The organism is Bacillus sp. FJAT-27001, assembly GCF_019039175.1.
Lineage (GTDB): Bacteria > Bacillota > Bacilli > Bacillales > Bacillaceae > Bacillus > Bacillus velezensis.
In genome coordinates, this window is sequence record NZ_JAHOAA010000001.1 from 1,004,368 (window position 1) to 1,025,339 (window position 20,972).

At 47.2% G+C, this 20,972-nt stretch carries 23 protein-coding genes; 11 read left to right on the top strand and 12 right to left on the bottom strand.

The genetic code is table 11. The annotated features are described in order from the left end of the window. Positions 1-99: 99 nt before the first annotated feature. Positions 100-2,241, bottom strand: a complete 2,142-nt coding sequence (locus BGM27_RS04290) for a transglycosylase domain-containing protein (RefSeq protein WP_007409214.1) — start codon at positions 2,239-2,241, stop codon at positions 100-102. Positions 2,242-2,363: 122 nt separating this feature from the next. Here BGM27_RS04290 and hmoB point away from each other — a divergent pair, with 122 nt between their 5' ends. From hmoB to BGM27_RS04305, 3 genes are all read left to right on the top strand, one after another. Further along, positions 2,364-2,864 (top strand): heme-degrading oxygenase HmoB, encoded by a 501-nt coding sequence (gene hmoB, locus BGM27_RS04295; RefSeq protein WP_007409215.1) that lies wholly within the window; start codon positions 2,364-2,366, stop codon positions 2,862-2,864. A gap of 117 nt (positions 2,865-2,981) precedes the next feature. Next, positions 2,982-4,367 (top strand): hypothetical protein, encoded by a 1,386-nt coding sequence (locus BGM27_RS04300; protein ID WP_007409216.1) that lies wholly within the window; start codon positions 2,982-2,984, stop codon positions 4,365-4,367. Between the two features lie 68 nt (positions 4,368-4,435). Then, entirely contained in the window at positions 4,436-5,623 is a 1,188-nt protein-coding gene (locus BGM27_RS04305) for a M20 family metallopeptidase (protein WP_007409217.1), read from the top strand. Between the two features lie 22 nt (positions 5,624-5,645). Here the strand turns inward: BGM27_RS04305 and BGM27_RS04310 are convergent, their stop codons facing one another. Genes BGM27_RS04310 through ecsA form a run of 3 tightly spaced genes read right to left on the bottom strand, consistent with a single transcriptional unit; the run spans position 5,646 to position 8,355 of the window. Next, positions 5,646-6,350: an EcsC family protein gene (locus BGM27_RS04310; protein ID WP_007409218.1), complete on the bottom strand. Its 705-nt coding sequence runs from the start codon at positions 6,348-6,350 to the stop codon at positions 5,646-5,648. A gap of 42 nt (positions 6,351-6,392) precedes the next feature. Further along, positions 6,393-7,619: an ABC transporter permease gene (locus tag BGM27_RS04315; protein WP_007409219.1), complete on the bottom strand. Its 1,227-nt coding sequence runs from the start codon at positions 7,617-7,619 to the stop codon at positions 6,393-6,395. After that, positions 7,612-8,355 (bottom strand): ABC transporter ATP-binding protein EcsA, encoded by a 744-nt coding sequence (ecsA, locus tag BGM27_RS04320; RefSeq protein ID WP_003155231.1) that lies wholly within the window; start codon positions 8,353-8,355, stop codon positions 7,612-7,614. The genes BGM27_RS04315 and ecsA overlap by 8 nt, the downstream gene beginning before the upstream one ends. Before the next feature lie 490 nt (positions 8,356-8,845). Here ecsA and BGM27_RS04325 point away from each other — a divergent pair, with 490 nt between their 5' ends. From BGM27_RS04325 to BGM27_RS04335, 3 genes are all read left to right on the top strand, one after another. Beyond that, positions 8,846-9,283, top strand: coding sequence for an HIT family protein (locus BGM27_RS04325; RefSeq protein ID WP_007409220.1), 438 nt, complete (start codon positions 8,846-8,848; stop codon positions 9,281-9,283). 135 nt (positions 9,284-9,418) lie between these two features. After that, positions 9,419-10,498, top strand: coding sequence for a 3-phosphoserine/phosphohydroxythreonine transaminase (gene serC / locus BGM27_RS04330; RefSeq protein ID WP_007409221.1), 1,080 nt, complete (start codon positions 9,419-9,421; stop codon positions 10,496-10,498). A gap of 120 nt (positions 10,499-10,618) precedes the next feature. Beyond that, positions 10,619-11,137: a tryptophan transporter gene (locus BGM27_RS04335; protein WP_007409222.1), complete on the top strand. Its 519-nt coding sequence runs from the start codon at positions 10,619-10,621 to the stop codon at positions 11,135-11,137. A gap of 57 nt (positions 11,138-11,194) precedes the next feature. Here the strand turns inward: BGM27_RS04335 and yhzF are convergent, their stop codons facing one another. Beyond that, entirely contained in the window at positions 11,195-11,386 is a 192-nt protein-coding gene (yhzF, locus tag BGM27_RS04340; RefSeq protein ID WP_007409223.1) for a membrane protein YhzF, read from the bottom strand. 117 nt (positions 11,387-11,503) lie between these two features. Between yhzF and BGM27_RS04345 the strand changes: the two genes are divergently transcribed. Continuing rightward, a complete protein-coding gene (locus BGM27_RS04345) occupies positions 11,504-11,860 on the top strand; it encodes a YtxH domain-containing protein (protein WP_007409224.1) in 357 nt (118 codons plus the stop codon). Positions 11,861-12,040: 180 nt separating this feature from the next. Then, positions 12,041-12,652 (top strand): HTH-type transcriptional regulator Hpr, encoded by a 612-nt coding sequence (locus BGM27_RS04350; protein WP_003155240.1) that lies wholly within the window; start codon positions 12,041-12,043, stop codon positions 12,650-12,652. Here BGM27_RS04350 and BGM27_RS04355 read toward each other — a convergent pair. After that, complete coding sequence (locus tag BGM27_RS04355) at positions 12,649-12,990, bottom strand: YhaI family protein (RefSeq protein WP_003155243.1); 342 nt, start codon at positions 12,988-12,990, stop codon at positions 12,649-12,651. The two genes, BGM27_RS04350 and BGM27_RS04355, sit on opposite strands and share 4 nt — an antisense overlap. 210 nt (positions 12,991-13,200) lie before the next feature. Here BGM27_RS04355 and BGM27_RS04360 point away from each other — a divergent pair, with 210 nt between their 5' ends. Together BGM27_RS04360 and BGM27_RS04365 are read left to right on the top strand one after the other, a co-directional pair. Further along, positions 13,201-13,731, top strand: a complete 531-nt coding sequence (locus BGM27_RS04360; protein ID WP_007409225.1) for a DUF3267 domain-containing protein — start codon at positions 13,201-13,203, stop codon at positions 13,729-13,731. A 60-nt stretch (positions 13,732-13,791) separates the two neighbouring features. Continuing rightward, a complete protein-coding gene (locus BGM27_RS04365; RefSeq protein WP_003155245.1) occupies positions 13,792-14,010 on the top strand; it encodes a hypothetical protein in 219 nt (72 codons plus the stop codon). A 56-nt stretch (positions 14,011-14,066) separates the two neighbouring features. On the opposite strand, the gene yhzE2 is transcribed toward BGM27_RS04365, so the two are convergent. Together yhzE2 and yhzE1 are read right to left on the bottom strand one after the other, a co-directional pair. Further along, positions 14,067-14,153, bottom strand: coding sequence for a sporulation protein YhzE2 (gene yhzE2, locus BGM27_RS04370; RefSeq protein WP_003155248.1), 87 nt, complete (start codon positions 14,151-14,153; stop codon positions 14,067-14,069). 124 nt (positions 14,154-14,277) lie between these two features. Beyond that, positions 14,278-14,364, bottom strand: coding sequence for a sporulation protein YhzE1 (gene yhzE1, locus BGM27_RS04375; protein WP_017417375.1), 87 nt, complete (start codon positions 14,362-14,364; stop codon positions 14,278-14,280). 158 nt (positions 14,365-14,522) lie between these two features. Between yhzE1 and BGM27_RS04380 the strand changes: the two genes are divergently transcribed. Continuing rightward, positions 14,523-15,374, top strand: coding sequence for a peptidylprolyl isomerase (locus tag BGM27_RS04380; RefSeq protein ID WP_007409226.1), 852 nt, complete (start codon positions 14,523-14,525; stop codon positions 15,372-15,374). Positions 15,375-15,412: 38 nt separating this feature from the next. Here BGM27_RS04380 and BGM27_RS04385 read toward each other — a convergent pair whose 3' ends face one another. From BGM27_RS04385 to BGM27_RS04400, 4 genes are all read right to left on the bottom strand, one after another. Next, on the bottom strand, positions 15,413-15,640 hold the full coding sequence (locus BGM27_RS04385; protein ID WP_007409227.1) for a sporulation YhaL family protein: 228 nt from the start codon (positions 15,638-15,640) through the stop codon (positions 15,413-15,415). Between the two features lie 115 nt (positions 15,641-15,755). Next, positions 15,756-16,700 (bottom strand): 3'-5' exoribonuclease YhaM, encoded by a 945-nt coding sequence (gene yhaM / locus BGM27_RS04390; RefSeq protein WP_003155251.1) that lies wholly within the window; start codon positions 16,698-16,700, stop codon positions 15,756-15,758. Positions 16,701-16,773: 73 nt separating this feature from the next. Then, positions 16,774-19,656: an ATP-binding protein gene (locus BGM27_RS04395; RefSeq protein ID WP_007409228.1), complete on the bottom strand. Its 2,883-nt coding sequence runs from the start codon at positions 19,654-19,656 to the stop codon at positions 16,774-16,776. Next, positions 19,653-20,876 (bottom strand): metallophosphoesterase family protein, encoded by a 1,224-nt coding sequence (locus tag BGM27_RS04400; RefSeq protein ID WP_007409229.1) that lies wholly within the window; start codon positions 20,874-20,876, stop codon positions 19,653-19,655. Before BGM27_RS04400 ends, BGM27_RS04395 begins: the two co-directional genes overlap by 4 nt. Positions 20,877-20,972: the final 96 nt, after the last annotated feature.

The window sequence follows — 20,972 nt, forward strand, 5'->3', positions numbered from 1 at the left end:
AACCATACGTTCGTGTTCTTCGCCCATTACACTATACCTTGTTTTTTCAAAAGCGTATAGAATTGAGGCTTAATGTTCAAAAAATCGCCGAATTCATGATTAAGAAGAAAAAAGCTTCGGCTGAACGTATTCCGTTCCCTCTCCTTCTTGATCCGTCTGTGAATTATATGGAACGACTTTGTATGAAGCCCCTGAAAACAGATTGGCGTACGGTATGTCAAAGCTGCCTTTTCCTTTCACCGAATCCAGAAGTTTGTCTTTTCCGTCTTTCTTCTCATATATTCGGTAAACAACCCGATCATCCTTTTGAATATCCCATTTTAATTGAACCGTAATCAGTCCCATCGCCTTAAATGTATAACGGGCCGACAGGGACTTTACCGCCTCCAGCTCAATCGGGCTGCCCAGTTCCTTCACATTTTCAGGCTTTTTGAATGTCCGGCCGTTTTCCCCCGCTTTTGTGACGATATCTTTAAAGAGTCTGACCGGGTATTGGCTTCCGCCTTTCAGGTAATGGGTTTTATCCGTTTTGTCATAGCCCATCCAGACGGCTCCCGTCAGTCCGGGAGTGTATCCTGCAAACCAGGCGTCCTTTGTCGCGCCGGGGACGCCGGGAAATGTGGTCGTGCCGGTTTTCCCCGCCAGGTCACCTTGATAGCTGCCTTGTGAAGCGGTTCCTTCTTTTACGACCTGCTGAAGCATTCTCGTCATATTCCATGCCGTCTGTCCGCTGAAGACGCGCGTTTTGCCGTTTTTAGGCCCGGATAACGTTTCTCCGTCTTCGTCCGTGATGTTCTCTATAAAAAATGGCTTCGTATACATTCCGTTTGCCGCAAAGGTATGATAAGCTCCGGCAAGCTGAAGCGGGGTGACGCCTTCTGACAGACCGCCAAGCGCAATCCCGAGTCCGTTGTCAGAAATGTTCATGCCGTTTTTCTCAAGATACGATTTTCCCGTATCTACGCCGATCTGCTTCAATGTCCAGACAGCGGGCGCATTTATGCTGTAAGTGATCGCATCCTGCATCGTCACTTCCCCCTTGTACTGTCCGTCATAATTTTTCGGTTCATACCCGTCGTAGGACGTCAGTTTGTCTTGGAGAAGCGAATACGGTTTGAACTTGTCTTCCTGCATGGCGGGCCCGTATACGGCAATCGGCTTAAACGTTGAGCCCGGCTGCCGCTTCGCCGTAACCCTGTTGTATCCTTTTGTCACGTAGTCGCGTCCGCCGACTGCCGCGCGCACGCCTCCGGTTTTATTATCAATAAAGACGGCGCTTCCCTCTGCCGCCTGATCCGTCCCCGGAAAATAGCCGCTTTCCTTCATGAGGGTGTATGCCGTTTTCTGCAGCTTGGAATCAAGTGACGTCCGGATCGTATAGCCGCCTTGAAGCAGCTGTTCACCCGACATCGAATAACGGGATTCCGCCTCCTTGATGACAAGATCGATATAACTGTCAAACCAAGGCGTTTCTGATGTTTTCTTGACATTAAGCCCCAATGTCCGGCCCTGGGCTCTGACGGCTTCCTTGGCGCTGATATAGCCTTGGTCGTTCATCATTGCAAGAATCGTATCGCGGCGTTCTTTATTTTTATCCGGATGCTGAATCGGCGAATAAAGAGATGGCGCCTTCGGAATCGCTGCCAGAACGGCTCCTTCCGCAACGGTTAAATCTTTTACTTCTTTATTAAAGTAGTAGTGGGACGCGGCTTGAATGCCGTAAACGCCATGGCCGAAATAAAGCTGGTTCAGGTACATTTCAAGCAGCTTGTCCTTGCTGTAATCACGCTCAAGATTGATGGCGATAATGACTTCCTTCGTCTTGCGCAAAAATGTTTTATCATGAGTCAGAAAAATGTTTTTCGCCAGCTGCTGGGTGATCGTGCTGCCGCCCTCCACCTTGCCGCCTGCTAAAACATCCCGGAACACCGCCCGGCCGACAGACTTCACATCAATGCCGTGATGTTCGTAAAACCGTTTATCTTCAACGGCGATAAAGGCATCTCTCACATCTTCCGGAACCTGCTGAATGGATACCGGCTCGCGATTTTCCGTATAGAGGCTCGCGATTTCATCACCGTTTTGATCGACGATTTTTGAAGATGCGTGCAGTATTAATTTCTTTTCATCGATGACATAATGGCCGAGAAATATAATGATAATGTATCCGATTAACGCGAGAAAAGCGGTTGCCGCCGCAATTACAGCCGGAATAAAGAATCTTTTTTTCTTTTTCAGCATAAGTCACCTCGCCTTTCTTAACTTGTAGTATGGGAAATATTGTTTCGAATTATGTCAGAATGAGTCGCCAATAGAAACTTATACCACTCTTTTGATATACTAGCAAGCAGGAGGTGGCTGATATGAAGGTTTATATTACATACGGGACAGCCGATTTTTTAAAGACGATTGCAAAGAAACACCCGAGTGAGAATATGGTGCTGATGCAAGGGGAGGATAATGCGGTTTTAATTCATGAAACAAATGGAGAAACCGTTTTTCAGGCGCCCCATTCCTATGAAAGCATCGACAGCGTCGGGGAAATCAAAAAGCCGGGCTACGCCGTCCTCAACAACATCGCCGTTACCCAGGAAGGCCGTCCGCTGTTTGAAAACCGGTTTAAAAACCGCGCCGGCAAAGTGGAAAATGAACCCGGTTTTCAAGCCATCCGCGTATTAAGACCGCTCGAAGGCGATACGTATGTCATTTTGACCCTGTGGGAAGAGGAAAAAGCCTTTCAGGGCTGGCAGCAGTCAAACTCTTATCAGGAAGCCCATAAAAAACGCGGAACATCTGCCGGCATCGACACGATGTCTATTTTTTCCCGCCCGTCTTATGTAACCGCTTATTACGCAATAGACTGAAAACCGCCGGAGATTCTCCGGCTTTTTTAATGTCCCGATTTTACGCTTCGTTCTTTGCACCTTCCGCCCGCCTATGAATAACCTGTAGCAATCCTATTTATAAACGGAGTGGTTCAATTGGGGATCGGCGTCTACTCGGTACATCTGCTTTATGTTGCTTTTATCGCGGCCATTATCGTTTTTATGCTCCTCAGGAAAGATACAACCTTTATTTCACTCGCCGGCATTTTTGTGATTGCGCTATGGACGACGCATTCATTCTCCGCTTCGGTCAGCAGCCTGTTTCACAGCTTCACGTATGCCGCCGGAGAATTGCTGCCGACGATTTTTATCATTTGTTTTATCGTGGCGATGAGCGGCCTTTTGACCGAAACCGGTATTAATGAAGCGATGATTTCTCCGTTTGCAAAGCTGATGAAAGGGCCGGCTGTCGCTTATTGGGTTATCGGCTGTCTGATGTTTGCCATCTCTCTTTTTTTCTGGCCGTCCCCAGGGGTGGCGCTGATCGGCGCTGTGCTGCTTCCCGCAGCGATCCGGGCGGGCCTTTCTCCGATCGCCGCGGCAATGGCGATGAACCTGTTCGGCCACGGATTCGCTTTATCGGGGGATTACGTCATTCAGGCGGCCCCGAAATTAACGGCCGATGCCGCGGGCATTCCCGTGAGCGATGTCATGCAGGCAAGTATTCCGCTCGTTTTGATCATGGGGTTAACGACGACAATCACCGCTTTCATCCTCATCATGCGGGATCGAAAAAAAACGAAGACCCCCCTCTCCTTGGACAGCTCCGGTTCTTTGGACACAAGTATGTATCTGCCGAAAAAACTCAGGGTGGTCCTGGCGGTTTTCATTCCGCTTGTTTTTCTCGCCGATATTATCTGTATGATCGTATACCGTCTGCAAGGAAACGATGCGACGGCACTCGTCGGAGGAACCGCGATCGGCATTCTCCTGATCATTCATTTCATTGTATATAAAGAGCGGCATTTAGAAAAGATCACCGAGTATTTTATCGGCGGTTTTCAATTCGGCTTTAAAGTATTCGGCCCCGTCATTCCGATCGCGGCCTTCTTTTATCTCGGTGACGCGGGGTTTAAAAGTATTTTGAACACCCCGCTGCCGAAAGGATCTGCGGGGATCGTCAATGACCTCGGATTGGCCCTGTCCCATTCTTTTCCGATGTCCGGAGAATTCGCCGGCATCGCCCTGGCCGCAGTCGGTGCGATTACCGGGCTCGACGGGTCAGGGTTTTCCGGTATATCTCTTGCAGGCTCGATGGCAAAGCTGTTTTCCGCCGCGCTTCATACGGACCCGGCCGTTTTAACGGCGCTGGGCCAGATTTCAGCGATCTGGGTCGGGGGCGGAACATTGGTCCCTTGGGCACTGATCCCCGCTGCGGCTATTTGTAAAGTTGATCCGTTTGAGCTTGCCAGGAAAAACTTTATCCCGGTTGCGGCCGGGCTAGTCGTCACAACGATCGCCGCCATCATCATTCTCCCGTAGCAAAAGGATTGAAATCTTCTGACATTTTCTATACAATCATGGGAAAAGCAGACGAGGGGGCATCGCTTTTGACGTTAACGACACTTCAAAAAAGCTTAAACGCTCAGCTTGACGGGCTGTATGAGGAAATGGTTGAAATCAGGCGTCACCTTCACATGAATCCCGAGCCATCCTTTAAGGAGAAAAAAACACCGGCGTTCATCGCCTCATTTTATGAAAAGCTCGGCGTTCCCATCCGGACGAATGTCGGGGGAAACGGTGTCACAGCCTATATTGAAGGCGGTGAACCGGGACCGGTCGTGGCACTCAGAGCTGATTTTGACGCTTTGCCGATACAGGATGAAAAAGATGTGCCCTATGCTTCACAAATTCCCGGCGTCATGCACGCCTGCGGGCATGACGGCCATACGGCGGCTCTGCTCGCGGTCGGAAAAGTGCTGTACCGCAACCGGGAAAAACTGAAAGGGTCATTTGTGATGATTCACCAGCACGCCGAGGAATTATCTCCCGGCGGAGCAAAATCAATGATTGAGGATGGCTGCCTCGAGCATGTCGATGCCATTTTCGGCACTCACCTTTGGGCGACTGAACCCGTCGGGACGGTCTTATGCCGCCCGGGCGCAGTGATGGCCGCCGCTGACGGCTTTACGATAAAAGTCATCGGCAAAGGCGGCCACGGCGCGATTCCTCACGATACGAAGGACGCCGTTTTAATCGGCTCACAAATCGTCACGGCTCTTCAGCATATCGTCAGCCGGCGGGTAAATCCGGTGCAGCCGGCCGTCATCTCAGCCGGCTCGTTCACCGCTGAAAATCCGTTTAATGCGATTGCCGATCAGGCAGTCATATCAGGCACCGTCCGCTCGTTTGACGAAAGTGTGCGCAGCCTGCTCGAAGCAGAAATAGAAGCCGTCGTAAAAGGAATCTGTTCCATGCACTCCGCTTCCTATGAATATCGTTTCAAGCGCGGTTATCCCGCCGTCGTTAATCATCCCGAGGAAGCAGCGCACGCGGCGGCAGCCGCAGCGGAAACAGAGGGCGTCACGAAGGTCATTGAAGGAGAGCCGCAGATGGCCGGAGAAGATTTTTCTTATTATCTGCAGCATACAAAAGGCGCATTTTTCTTTACGGGCGCCGCTTTAGAAAACGCGGAAACCATTTATCCTCATCATCATCCGAAATTTGATTTTAATGAAAAAGCGATGCTGACGGCCGCCAAAGTGCTTATCGGCGCCGCGGTGAGCTACCCCCGATAGGGCATAAAAAACAGCCGGTACATTACGTACCGGCTGCTGTGATTCTTAAATGAAAAACGTGCCTTGCCGTCTCACCGAGCTGTGACAGCAGTTTATAATTGGCCGCTCCGCCCACGGCGGCTCCGACGACCGGCAAAAGCTGAAACAATTTCACCACGTCCAGATAATCGCGGTATTCCTGCTGAAAAACTCTCCAATCGACATCATGCTTTTTCGAATCCCACTGTTCAATCATTGAGTATATGCGTTTCCGCTGTTCACCGCTTGAGAAAGCCAGCTGAAAAATAAACAGCAAAAACAATCGTTCATTCCTGTCTTTCACATCATAGCCGTAAATAGAGGCAAGATCGAACAGACATTTCATTTTAATGGATAACAGCAAAGGAAAATCAGCCATCCCTAAAAAAATTCCGCCGGCCCCCGTACCGATACCTTCGGCTGCCGCGACCTTTTGGTACGATGCGATGGTTTGTCTGGCGAGGGCATCTTTTTCAGCAAGCGTCATACCGTTTGTATCCCGCTTGCCTTTCACCAGATTTGAACCCGCCATTGTTGCTTCGGTCATTTTTTTAATGCTTTCTGTGATGACGGCATGAATTTTATCAGGAATCCGCTCATTTATTTTCGCCTGCATTCCTTTAGAAAAACGTTCAAGCATAGAATCTTTGCGTAAAAAACGCGCTTTCCATTGCAGTGCTTCCTGTATCAGCTGCTGATCGTCGGTCATCTGTGTCTCCTTCTTTCATTGAGGTTTCAAAAACCCGATTGATTACAGCTTGCCGTACTTTTTCAATCTTCCGCCCATATACGAAGGCATGATCACAAAAATCAGAACGGCTGAAGCAACAGCCGCATACAGCGCCCCGCTGACTCCCGCGGCATAGGCTGACGCTGCACAGAACAGCAGCGCCTGCACGGTTAATGCCGATTTCATCAGCGAAAAGAAACTTTGCAGCTTCGCTTTCTGATTGACCGGGTAAAGCTCCTGCAGAGAAAGATGATGAAAATGCCCGAACAGCGGGAGAAGCTGTATTCCCGTAATAAAGACGGTAAATACGGTTAACGCCGCCGTTATCCACGGATTGGCGGAAACGAGCATAATAATCAGGATAAAAATAATCGTGAGCCTGACCTGAATGCCGAGATAATCATTTGAACGCAGAAAGGCCCGCGCATACATATAGGAGAACGTTTTCCGCTGTTCGAACGGAATCATTCTGAGCAAAAAGTCGAGATACGCCCGGCGTTTTGCCTGTTTTTTCAGGTGAGGCACATCGGTAAACAGATTGGCGATTCTGTAAAACCGCTGCTTCCTTCTTAATTCATATTCAATATGAGCTTCCCATTTTAATGATTTATGTTTTGCGGCCGATGTGAAATACACATAAAGGCCGGCCATCACAATGTAGACGGCGGCAGCGTACACATAAAACGACTGTAAGACGAAGTATAAAAGCAGCATATTGCAGATAAAGCGTATGACCGCATCCATCATTTTCATGCTTCTGTCATTCATAAACGTCATCCGCCACTCCATGGCCTGATTCCACGCTTTTACCGCCAGCATCTGAATAAATACGGCGGCATACGACGCAAGCGACGCCCCCGGACTTACAGCGAAAAACAGGGGCATGCATACAAGCGACAGAGCAATAAGCGGAAACAGCTGTGACAGATAGCTGTACTTAAATGAATGCTTAAAGTATGTCCCCATTTTCGGTTCAAGCGGCAGCAGAAACACGAGGTCCGCTTCCTTTAACAGCGTCCGGACGTATGAACCGGTCAGCACAAATGAAAAGAGCACCGCCATCACCCAAAATGACGGAAAATGAACGGGAATGTCTTTGACCCACTTGCTGTACCAGCTTGCCGCGCCGGCAATAAAAAAGATCAGCACAATGACGAGATGATCATTGAGCATATATTTCATATACATTCTGGTTTCCTTTATATGCTCTTCAAGCCGGGACTGCCAAATCGTAGACATATTATTCATGGCCGGCGTCTTCCTTCGTCAGTTCGATATACAAGTCATCAAGAGCTGCGTCTTTCATGCCGAACTGCTCTCTCAGTTCTTCCAGTGTGCCGCTTGCCCGCACTTCGCCGTTATGTAAAATAATGAAAGCGTCACAGTAGCGCTCTGCCGTAGCCAGGATATGCGTTGACATCAGCACGCTTGATCCGGCTTTTTTCGCGGCGTCCATCCGCTCCAGCAATGCATTGATCGCAAGCGGATCAAGGCCGAGAAACGGCTCGTCAATGATATAAAGCGAAGGCTCCGCGAGAAACGCGCACATGATCATGACTTTCTGCTTCATCCCTTTAGAAAAGTGAGCGGGAAACCATTTCAGCCTTTTTTCCATTCTGAATTCTTTCAGAAGCGGAGGAAGCCTTTTTTCAAGCGTTTCTTTGGAAAGGCCGTACGCCATGGCCGTCAGCTCCAGATGCTCTTTGAGCGTCAGTTCTTCATACAGCACCGGCGTTTCGGGGATGTACGTAAATTGCGAGCGGTAGCTTTCCTTATCCTCCGAAAACGTCTTGCCGTTCAGCTCGATCGAGCCTTTATGCGGGTCCATTAATCCGATAATATGCCGGATCGTCGTGCTTTTGCCCGCGCCGTTTAATCCGATGAGTCCGACAATCTGGTTCGGCTCAAGGGTGAATGAAACATTTTTTAAGACCGGGTTTCTCGTATAACCGCCGGTTAAGTCTTTTACCGATAGCAGAGACATAATTTCTCCCCTTCTGATTCGTTTTTCTTCATAGTACCAAAAATAAAGTCTGATTTGAAACGATTCCCTTTTTTTCTCACGTGAAAAGTGTGCATAGTTATCGTTTTGGCGGACATCATAATGTATGTAGAAGGAAACAGCTTTAATCAACTGAAAATGAGGTGTTTATAAAAGACGTCTTAGAACAGTTGGATGAAAATCAACATGTCCTGTGCTTACAATTTCTTCACACACTGCTTTGATGATGTTCTTCATTCATGATGAAATAATCAAATGAGGTGTTTGTCCCAGGAATGATTAAGCAGACCCATAAGTCTTCATTTTAAAAACAAATGAGGTGCTTACAAAAGGCATATTCAATTTTCTGTGGTAAAGCTCGTACTTCTGCATCAGGGTGAACGCGCAGCCGTTCATCCTGTTTTTTGTTTTGGCCGTTTTTGTGGTACGATGAGAATATACATATATTTCTTTTCAGGGAGGAAACCCATCTATGCACAAAGCGGACGATTGTATTTTCTGCAAAATCATTGCCGGTGACATTCCGTCTTCAAAAGTATACGAAAATGAACACGTCGTGGCGTTTCTTGATATCAGCCAGGTCACAAAAGGCCATACGCTCGTGATTCCGAAAACACATATCGAAAACGTGTACGAGTTTACGCCTGAGCTTTCTAAAGAATATTTTGAAGCGGTGCCGAAAATCGCACGCGCCATCCGCGATGAATTCGAGCCGATCGGGCTGAATATTCTCAATAACAACGGTGAAAAAGCGGGCCAATCGGTGTTCCATTTTCACATGCATATCATTCCGCGTTACGGAAAAGGCGACGGTTTCGGGGCTGTCTGGAAGACCCACGCCGAAGACTATACGCCTGACGATCTTCAGGAGATCGCTTCAACCGTCAGAAAACGGCTTGCCTCATCTTAAAGATGAGGTTTTTTTGCGTCCGGAAACACAAAAAACATAAATTATATTTTTTTATATCAAAAAAATCAAAAAATTGTGATAGGATAATTGTATTATTTCTTACACTAAAGCGGAAAACAGGGAGAGATCGTAAACATGGAACGTACAACGAATTTCAATGCAGGACCCGCAGCCCTTCCACTGGATGTGCTGCAAAAAGCACAAAAAGAATTTGTCAACTTCAAGGATACCGGCATGTCCGTCATGGAGCTGTCCCACCGGAGCACGGAATATGATGCGGTGCACCAAAAAGCAAAAAGCCTTCTGAAAGAACTGATGGATATTCCCGACAATTATGATATTTTATTTCTTCAAGGCGGCGCAAGCCTTCAATTCTCCATGCTGCCGATGAACTTTTTAACGCCGGAAAAAACGGCGCACTTCATCGTAACGGGCGCATGGTCTGAAAAAGCACTCGCCGAGGCGAAACTGTTCGGAAACACATCCGTCACGGCAACAAGCGCAGATTCAAACCACAACCACATACCGGAAGCGGACCTCTCAGGAATCAAAGACGGCGCCTACCTGCATATTACGTCAAACAACACGATTTTCGGAACGCAGTGGAAAGAGTTCCCGAATTCACCGATCCCGCTCGTAGCCGACATGTCAAGCGACATCCTGAGCAGAAAAATTGATGTCAAAACGTTTGATGTCATCTATGGCGGAGCCCAGAAAAACCTCGGGCCGTCCGGCGTCACGGTCGTCATCATGAAAAAATCATGGCTTGAAAACGAAAACGCCAACGTCCCTAAAATGTTGAAATACTCCACTCACACAAAAGCCGATTCACTGTATAATACGCCGCCTACATTTGCGATTTATATGCTGAGCCTCGTCCTTGAATGGCTGGCTGAAAACGGCGGTGTCGAAGCGGCTGAACGGCGCAATCAGGAAAAGGCCGATGTCCTGTACGGCACAATCGACGCAAGCGGCGGGTTTTACGCGGGGCATGCCGCAAAAGACAGCCGCTCTCACATGAACGTCACGTTCACCCTCCGCGACAGCAGTCTCACGAAAAAATTCGTTGAAGAAGCGAAAGCGGCTAAAATGACCGGACTCGGAGGCCACCGCTCAGTCGGAGGCTGCAGGGCGTCTATCTACAACGCCGTCAGCCTGGCTGATTGTGAAAAACTGGCTCAGTTTATGAGAAAGTTCCAGCAGGAAAACGAATAAATTTCTTCTAACATAACGGTTCCTTTGATATACTGTTTGCATATCAATTTTTCCGGCCATCGCAATAAATGACGAGCATATTATTGGATGGCGAAAAAGCTTAGCAGAGGAGAGCTTAGTATGAAAACAAAAGAATTAGTCATTATGGCCCTGTTTGCGGCAATCGGAGCGGTGCTTCATTCCATTATGCCGCCGGTATTATTCGGAATGAAACCCGATATGATGCTTGTGATGATGTTTATGGGTATTCTGTTATTCCCCCGTGTGCAGAACGTGCTGATGATTGGGATTGTAACGGGAATCATTTCCGCACTCACGACATCTTTTCCGGGCGGACAGCTTCCGAATATCATTGAAAAACCGGTAACGGCATTTCTGTTTCTCGCGCTGGCGCTTTTGGTGAAAAAGAGCGTGAAAACAGCGCCCGCCGCCGTCATTACGATAGCCGGCACCTTCATCTCCGGTTTGCTCTTTTTGGCGCTGGCCCTTCTGATTGTCGGCCTGCCGGGCGGATTCACCGCATTGGTGCTCGCGGTCGTCCTTCCGGCGGCTGCGCTGAATACGATCGCCATTATCATTATGCATCCGATTGTGCAGACGATCTTAAAACGGTCCAATATGATTGAAACGGTGAAATAACCGCATACCGAAACCTCTTCCGGCCGGAAGAGGTTTTTTAATGTGTTTCAGCATGTTTTATACGAGAAGTTTTGTGAAAAAGATAAGGAACAATGCGAGGGCGGTTCCTGCTGAGCAGACAATGGCCTTTTGGCGGACGACCCGCTTCGGCGGATAAGAAGCGGCCTGGCCGAGCAGTTTCAGGTAATAAACGGCGCCCGCCGCAAAGACAAGAGCCATACAAGATAAAACAATCATAAAGACAGACAACCTTCTCCCTCCTTTTCCCTTAAAAAATATGCTAAAATAAAGCAAGCTATGTATAGAAGTTTATTCTTCTGAACAAAAATGATAAAAGTTATGAGAAAAAAAACGGGGTGATTTCAAATGGCTGACGGACGTTCCCTTTTAACAGGCCTTTTCGTAGGCGGATTGATCGGAGGCGCAGCGGTGTTACTCTCGGCTCCTTCATCCGGAAAAGAGCTGCGGGGCAAAATCAAAGCGAATTGCAATTCAATTGAGGACACAATCAAACGGTTAAAAAAAGACGGAATGGCGCTTAAGGACCAGCTTGTCCAAACGGCGAAAGAAAGCGCAGAAGTCATTAAAGACGTAGGCGGAGAGCTTCAGACCAGCATTAAAAGGTGGCAGGAGGAAATCAAACCGCACCAGCAAGATCTCCAGAAGGAAATCGCTGATATTGAAGAGAAAATCAGACAGCTGGAGAAAACCTTACAAAACTAATATCCTATACAACCAAAAAAAAGTGCGGACATATTGCGTTCCGCACTTTTTTTTGCGGTTTAAAGCCTTTCCCAGCAACGGATCAAGAATTTATTATAAAATTCTTAAATTTTCATCTTTATTAATCTTTATTTTATTGGCATAATAGAGGAAAAGAAAATGTGAAGCAGGTGATCTGTATTGAATCGTGTTGAACCGCCTTACGATCTAAAAGAAGCTTTAATCTATACCCAAAAAATGGCGCAGCTGTCCAAAGCGCTGTGGAAATCTATCGAGAAAGACTGGCAGAATTGGCTGAAGCCGTACGACCTTAATATTAATGAGCATCATATATTATGGATTGCCTATCAGCTTAAAGGAGCTTCTATTTCAGAAATCGCCAAATTCGGCGTTATGCACGTATCAACTGCATTTAACTTTTCAAAAAAGCTTGAAGAACGGGGATATCTGAAATTTTCCAAGCGGCTGAATGATAAACGGAACACGTACATTCAGTTAACAGAAGAAGGGGAAAATGTATTCGAAAGCCTGCTTGAGGAGTTTGATCCGTCGAGAAACGCTGTGTTTAAAGGCTCACAGCCGATCTACCACTTATTCGGGAAGTTTCCTGAGGTTGAAGAATTAACCTGTGTCATCCGCCACATTTACGGCGAAGATTTTATGGAGATATTCGAGAAATCATTGACAAACATAAACAATGATTTTGATAGTGAAGACGGAAGGCTGAAGAAAAAAACGGACGAATCGGCTGTCCATGAAACGGCTGAAGAGCTGGAACCGATCAACAGTTAATCAAAGTGCTTCATAATCTCAATAAATTCTTCCATCAGCGCTGTATAAAGCCCCTGCTCATACAGAGCAAAAATCGTTTCATGAACATCTAATTTTTCGTTCAGCTGTCCCGCAAAAAGCGCAAGGAGCTTGTCAAACGTCACAAAGCCTTGCGCTTTTTGCGACTCCAGCTCGTCCTCCAATTCGCGGCAGATCCGCCCGACCTCTTCTCCTTCTTCTTCGGTCAGCCCTTTTTCAATCATCATCGCATAAAAAGGGTACTTATCCATATCCACCGTTTTCACCAGCAATTGTATGTAATATTCTAAACGCCCGATACGCTGATCCATTGAATCCATCCGTTTCACTTCTTTCTATCTTTAATCTTATTTTAGCTGATAATGAATGGAGAAGAAAGGTTAAACCGTACATTTCCATGTTTCACCGAGCTCTTCTGTTCTTCTCTTTCCAGGTTTATTTTTTTCTTTAAAAAAGGATTGATTTTTTCTCCTGAAGAGAGTAAATTATTTTGAGATTGTATTCCATCTTTGTACGGAAGGATGACTCTGATGAATTGCTGGAAAACCATTAATCTGATCAAAGATTATGGTGCGGTTCGTTTATTATTGACTGCTGTAGGTTTTATGATCCTGTTTTTTATATGCAACTTCTTGGCATTCGGGCTGCTGCGTCCGAATATCAGTTTAAGTGACGGGCACGTGTTTGCTTTTTGTGTTCTGCTCGTTGTTACTTTATTTGTACATAAAGTCATACATGTCCTGCCGATGATCTGTAAAAAAAGAAAAAAGGAAATGAAAATGTACTTCTTGCGGATGCCGACATGGAAAGGCATACCGAAAACGACGATGCTGATTTCAACGATCAGCCCGTTTTTATTCATTACGCCGTTATTGTTTTATGCCGGACTGGCATTTCCGAGACACGCTCATTACTTTTATATGATTTCGAGCATCCATGCGGGGTATTGCCTGCCTGATCTTCTGTTTGCCCTGCATCTGGTCAAAGCGCCCAAATCATGTCTGATTGACCAGGAATCCGACGGTTTTGATATTTTAGTAAAAAAAGTGCCGGAGTCTTGATGTCCCGCTGATTTTTCAGGTTACATTCTATCTTTTTTAATAAATATTTGGTAATGTAATATGGGAGCAGTTCAGAGAGAGGGGGAATCTCCCATCATTTTATTCTATTTTATCGTGGCTGCCCTGTTTATTCTTTATTTCATAAACAGGCTCACAAATACATTATGCCTTGTCAGAGAGATTCCTGAAGACCGGCAGGATAAGGTATTCCGTTTTATTAATGTATCTATTTTAATTTTACTGATCTCTTCATTCGTCGAGATCTCCTTTACTGTGTAAACAGGCAAAAAAATATGGCTGACGGAGGTCTGACCCCCGACAGCCATATTTTTTTCTTAATAAAGCCAAGAAGCGCCGATGATGATCAATAAGATGAACAGAACAACCAATAATGCAAAACCGCCTGCAAATACTTCACCCATCTCCAAAAGCACCTCCTACAAAACGTTTTATTTTTCCAATTACATCATATGCAATTTACTTCTGAAACGATTAGGCGCCCGGGTAAGAAAACGGACCGCTTTTAGAAAAAGCGATCCGTTTCGCTTAACAAATGTAAGCTGCACCTACGATGATAAGCAATATGAACAGTACTACGAGCAGTGCGAAACCGTTTGAATATCCTCCGCCCATGGTTCATTACCTCCTTTTCATGATCAATATATTTGTATGTATCAGGAAAAAGTTTGACTAGACGAATGCCCTTTATTTAAAATCTTTTTACAGAAAGCCACAATATGTTATGATACGCATATGCAATTTAATTTGGATGATTAGGAGTGTTTAAAGGAATGAAGAAAATCGCGATAGCAGCTATTACGGCAACGAGCGTCCTGGCTCTCAGCGCTTGCAGCAGCGGCGACAACGACGTGATTGCCAAGACGGATGCCGGAAATGTAACAAAAGGCGAGCTCTACACGAACATGAAAAAAACCGCGGGCGCAAGTGTGCTGACACAGCTCGTACAAGAAAAAGTATTAGCAAAAAAATACAAAGTAACGGATAAAGAAATCGATACCAAGCTGAAAGAGTACAAAACGCAGCTCGGCGATCAGTACAGCTCCCTTAAACAGCAGTACGGCGAAGATTACCTGAAAGATCAGGTGAAGTACGAACTGCTTGCACAAAAAGCGGCGAAAGACAACATCAAAGTGACTGACTCCGATACGAAAGAATATTACGACGGCTTAAAAGGTAAAATCCGCGCGAGCCACATCCTTGTCGCTGACAAAAAGACAGCTGACGAAGTGGAGAAAAAGCTGAAAAAAGGCGAGAAGTTTGAAACGCTTGCGAAAGAATATTCAACTGACAGCTCAAAAGACAACGGCGGCGACCTTGGCTGGTTCGATAAAAAGTCAATGGATGAAACATTCAGCAAAGCTGCATTCGGCCTGAAAGTCGGACAAGTCAGCGATCCGGTCAAAACAAAATTCGGTTATCATATCATCAAAAAGACAGAAGAACGCGGCAAATATGATGACATGAAAAAAGAACTGAAAGAAGAAGTTCTTAAACAGAAATTAAACGACAACTCAGCTGTACAGGCGGCAATTCAAAAAGTCATGAAAAAAGCTGACGTAAAAGTGGAAGACAAAGACTTAAAAGACACGTTTAACACTTCAACTTCTTCTGAATCTAAATAAAAAAACTGTGCGGGCTCTCGGCGAGCCGCACAGTTTTTTTATGCGATGGAATGATTGGAGTTTTCTTCCGCATCCGCGTTTTCACTTGCGGGCGCCGCCATACGGCGCTCGCGTTCCTGTTCCATCCGTTCAATATACACCCTTCCTTCTTTTTCAATAAACGACTGGTCAAGCTTTTCCTCTTCTTTAGCTGTTGTGAAAAGCTTATAAGCGCTGAAAATAATTCCGATAATGCAAAGGTATACCCACCAAGGAAAAAATAGCACGTCGGTTTCCTCCCTTTTTCACCCAGAGTCTTTATTCTAAGCTATGCTTGATAAAGACAAGTTATGAGAGCTGAACGTAAAAAAGACCGATCATAGAGAATCGGTCTTTTTTATCTTATTGATGGAAAGTCGGTTTGTAGAAAGAACGGTTTTCAAGCGCAAATACACGCTCTGTGTATTCGCCCGGCTTCACCCGTTCCAGCGCTCTGTCCATCATGATCATTTTTGCATCCAGATTGTCAATGTAGTGAAGAATTTCCGCTTCTTTCACCATCGGCGGTTTCGGGCTTCCCCATTCCGCTTTTCCGTGATGGCTTAAAATCAAATGCTTCAGAATCAGCACTTCTTCAGCGTCAATCTGAAGCTCTTCGGCTGCTTTTGAAAGCTCTGTCACCATGATCGAAATGTGCCCGAGCAGATTCCCTTCCACGGTGTACGTTGTGGAGACGGGGCCTGAAAGCTCTTTTACTTTGCCGAGATCATGCAGAATGACTCCGGCATACAATAAATCCCGGTCAAGAGACGGATACAGATCGGCAATCGCTTTTGCCAGGTTCAGCATGGACACTACATGATACGCAAGCCCTGAAACGAACTCATGGTGGTTTTTAGCCGCCGCCGGGTAATCCATAAACTCAGCCGCATATTTTTTGACCAGATGTCTTGTGATCCGCTGGATGTTTGGATTTTTCATTTCAAAAATGTATTGAGTGACGGTTTCCATCATTTCGTTTTTCGGAATCGGCGCCGTTTCCAGAAAATCATCAATGCTGACATTTTCGTTCTCGCCGGCCGGCCGGATGTTTCTCAGCTTAAGCTGGTTTCGTCCGCGATAGTGATGGACATCTCCGATCACCTTCACGATCGTCTGCGCCGCGTACGTTACTTCATCAGTCGGCTTGGCATCCCACAGCTTCGCTTCGATATCTCCCGATTGGTCCTGCAGCATTAACGTCAGGAATGGTTTTCCGTTGCTTGCGATTCCCTTAGTCGAAGATTTAATCAGAAAGTATTGATCGACCTGCTCGCCGACCTCGTGCAGCATAATACCTTTTGCCATTCTATTAAAAGCTCCCTCCATATCTTACATAATACCAGTATAGCACATACCTCTTTTTTGAAAATAAACTCTTTTATGACAGGAGGCGCATGACTTGTCCGCTGTGAAAAGACCGGCTGACATGCTCATGGCAGGTGAAATAAAGTATCTGCCGCCCGCCTTCTGAAAGCTGATTCAGCACATCAAACAGCCGCTGCAGCCGCTGCCTGTCAAAATGGACAAAACTGTCATCAAGTAAAAACGGCAGTGATACCGCAGATTCCCTCTCTGACGCAAGGGCAAAACGAATCGCCGCATAAAGCTGCTCGCATGCCGCCTGTGACAGTTCGCCTGCAGAAAACACCGTTCCGTCTTTCCGCATGACCATAATGGAATCATCAGCCTCGGAAAAATACAATTTGTGATAGCGTCCGTCCGTAAGCGGTCCGTATAATGCACCGGCGGTTTCTAACAGACGGGGAAGCGTCACTTTTTTATGCCGCTCCATTTTTTCCCTTATAATGTGTCTGACCGTCTGTAATGCGGCCCACTCTTTAGCGGTTTTTTTCACGCGCTCCTTCTGCATTTCTGTCTGCTGTTTTAAATCGGATACAAGCCCCGAGGACTCCAGCTGCTCTTGCTTCACCGTTAATAAAGCGGTTTGCTCATGGAGCTGGGCGCTTTTTTCCTCAAGCGTTTTTTTCTCTGTTTCCTTCTGAACGACTGTATGTTCAAGTTCGGACACTGTGCGGCTCATGTACGGCTCCAGCTGTTTTCCGCCTATGCCGGACAAGTGCGTTTTGATTTCGCGCAACTGCCGCTCTGTTTCCCGGCGGCTTTCAGTCAGCCTGGCGAGTTCACAAAAGTGTTCGCGGTTTTTTGCGCCTGCCGCCATGAAAAGCTGTTTGACCTGCTGTTCGTAGTAATGAACTTCTTCGTTTAATTCACGCATTTGCTCTTGTGCATGCAGCAGATCCATTTCGAGCGCCTGCTTTCGTTTTGCTTCCTCACGGGCCCGTTCCGCCTGCGCCAGCAAAACGTGCAGTCTTTCTTTTACGGACAGCTCCCTTCCGTCTGAAGGACTCAGCTTTTTGACCCGGTCCTCAAATGCTCTTTGCAGCTTTTGCAGCCTGCCCGCTTCAATGGTCAGCTCATGCTTGTTAAGGATTTCTTTTTTGACATCTTTCATTACATGATATGCGTCAAGAAGATGGGAAGGACTTCCTGAAAACCCCAGTTCATTCATAAAAAGTTCCGCCTGTTTTTCAGACGGCGCCATTTCGGCCTCCCATTCTTCATATTGGCGGATGACTCTTTCATATGCCGCTTCTTTCTGTTCAAGCACGGCTTGATCCGCAATCAGCTGCTGCCGGTGCCGGCCGTCACGCCAAAGCTCTTCCTGCAGAAGATCAGCCGTTTCTTTAGAGATCGCCGGCTTCTTTTTCTTGTGTCCGGGCCCTCCTCTTTCTGACGGCAGCGGTTTTTGCATGCCGGACAGCATATACAGCAGCAGAGCACCGGTAAAAAGGGCGGCGGGCAGCCATTCCTTTAACATAGCGAAAATCGCAATGAACAGAATGCCCGCACCGAGAAAGAGCTTTTTTTGTTTGGCGCGCTGTTTTTCCAGATGCTGAACATGTGCCTGCCATTCGTTTCCTTCTGTATCAGCCGTTTGCTTATATGATTGTAAAGCGGCTTCTTTTTCTTTCCTGACAGCGGGGTCCAAAATGTTTTCCGCCGTCACGGCATGTTTTCGTTCGGCTTCTTCCAGCTCCAGCCGCGCTTGTTCGAAAATCGCATCAAGCTGTGTCTTTCTTTCTCTTGCCTGTCCGGCGCTCTGCACGGCTTCCTGCAGCCGCCATTCATATTCATAATCGGTGTTCAGTGAAAGAATGCCGTCCTCCTCATGTCTTCCGAGCTGCTGCAATCCTGACGAAACGCGGGCAGATGTCTGCCGGATCTGTGATTGGATGGCGGCAAGCTGTTCGCCGCGCGATTCGTACATATGCTGCTCGCCGGAAAGCTCCTGCAGCTGCCGCTCTTTTTGCAGCAAGTCCTCATTTGGAGCGAGCAGATCAGTCTGCCGCCTGAGTTCAGCCGATTTTGCCCGAAGCCCCTCAAGACGGGCCGCTTTCGGATGGAGATGCGATTCGTATTTTTCAAGCTGATGCATTCCGTCCTTCGGGAATTGCTTCAATGCTTCCGGATAAGAAGAAAGTTCGCTTTCCAAGGCTGTTTTTTTGTCTGCGAGCGGCTTTGCTTCTATCGCCGATTTTACTGTTTTGATTTCTTCAGTTATGTCTTTCAATCGTGCTTCGGCATCCTGCAAACGGCCGCCGGCGCTTTTTTTCTCTTCCAGAAGGCTGTGATAGCCCGCTTCCGCAGCTTCCGCCTGTTTCAGCTGGGCGCTGAGCCGCTTTAATGTATCCAACTCCTGATTTAAGCGGGGGTTCCGCCCGTTCGGCTTATACATCCTGTCAAGTTCTTTTGCCAGTCGCCCGTCAAGCTTTGCCGCCGCTTCCGACCCGAATAAGCTCGAATACAGGAGAAACTCGCCGATTTTGTCCCGGTTAAAAGCTTGAATCTCCTGCAGTCCGAATACATCGAACGAATAGATCGCTTCGTACAGCGCCCGGTCTGTATCGGAGAGAAGCTGTTTGAGCCATTCTCCGTCCTTGATTTCGCCTGAAGCCGTATACACTCTGACTTTTTCGGCAGCGCCTTTTGTCCGTTCGATTTTGACAGCGCCGTGATCGCCATGCTTCAATTCCACAGTGCCGCCGTAAACCCCGCCGTTTTTCGGTTCGTATTTTTTTGATTTCGAAAAACCGAACAGCATGCTTTTGATAAAGGACATCAATGTCGTTTTGCCCGCTTCATTTAATCCGTAGATCACTTGCACGGGAGAATCTGACAGCTGAAAACTTCGGTCGGAAAATTTTCCGTATTGGTAAATATGCATCGCCGTTATTTTCATCTCTGAAGCTCCTTCATCTGGCGTCTTAAAACGGCTTGAGCCTGCCGCTTAATATCCAGTATCTCTTCATCTGTAAATGAAGCCATCTGACGCCGGTATACGGGATGACGCTCAAGAGCTTCAAATACACCGCTCATGTCTGCGCATTGTTCTATGTCCTGAAGGAGCCCTTTAAAAAACGGATCGTGCGGCACGGTGTCTGTTTCATCCGTCCGATCCTCAAGCGCAAGCGGCCAGACGAAACATTCCTCTTCGGCCTCTTCCTCCTGTAAAGCGGAAAGAAGCTCCTCCGCGATGCCTGCGGGCGCCTCCGTCCAAAAGCGGGGCGCTGCGCCGCGAAGCACCAGCCTGACACATGCCGGGCGGCCCGCCGCGCGCAAGCCGGAGAATGTATCTGATGCGGCTTTCAGAAGTGAAGTCATATGTTCAGCTCCGGAGATATCAAGATCAATTTCCTCCCATAACACATCATGCGCTTCTTTGAATTCCCAAGACATCTCACCGTTTGCCGCCCGGACGAGATAATATCCCTTAGGCCCGGTTTCTTTTAAATGCCGGGCTTGAATATTCCCGGGGTAAATGGCGGCGGGATGCTGGGCGGACAGGACCTGCCGTTTATGAATGTGTCCGAGCGCCCAGTAATCCATGCCGCTTTTTTCAAGGTCTTCTTTCGTAAACGGGCAGTACGGGTCATGCCCTTCCGCTCCTGATAACATGCCGTGGAGCATGCCGATATGATAAGGCGCGCCGGTCATTTTCCGGTAACGGGCCGCCTGATTGACCGTTACGCTTCTTTCCTGATAGCTGCATCCGTATATGCTTGCCGCAAGCTCTCCGTTTTTAAAGAAAGATTTTTCCTCCGGTGTATCCGAGGTGAATGTATGTACATTTTCAGGCCATTCAATCGGCGTCCACTTACCGCCCAAATGATCATGGTTGCCGAATATGACGAACACTTGGATATCCGCTTCCTGTAATCTCGTAAACTGTTTTCTCAAAAACAGCTGGGCTTTTAAACTTCTGTTGGCTTCGTCAAACAGATCCCCCGAAAGCAGCACGAAATCTGCCTGCTCCCGGAGTGCCCCGTCCGTCAGTCGGCGGACGCTGTGAAATGTGCTTTCTTTAATACGCGCATATACCGGTTCAGGCAGATTCGAAATGCCGTAAAACGGGCTGTCCAGATGCAGGTCAGCGGCATGAATAAACGTCAGATCAGCCATCTCGCCCTCCCCTTTCTGCAAATTGAATTACCCTTATTTTAGCACCGTTTTTATACGAATGCACGTTCTGTAAAATAAAAAAACAGCCCGGCTGTT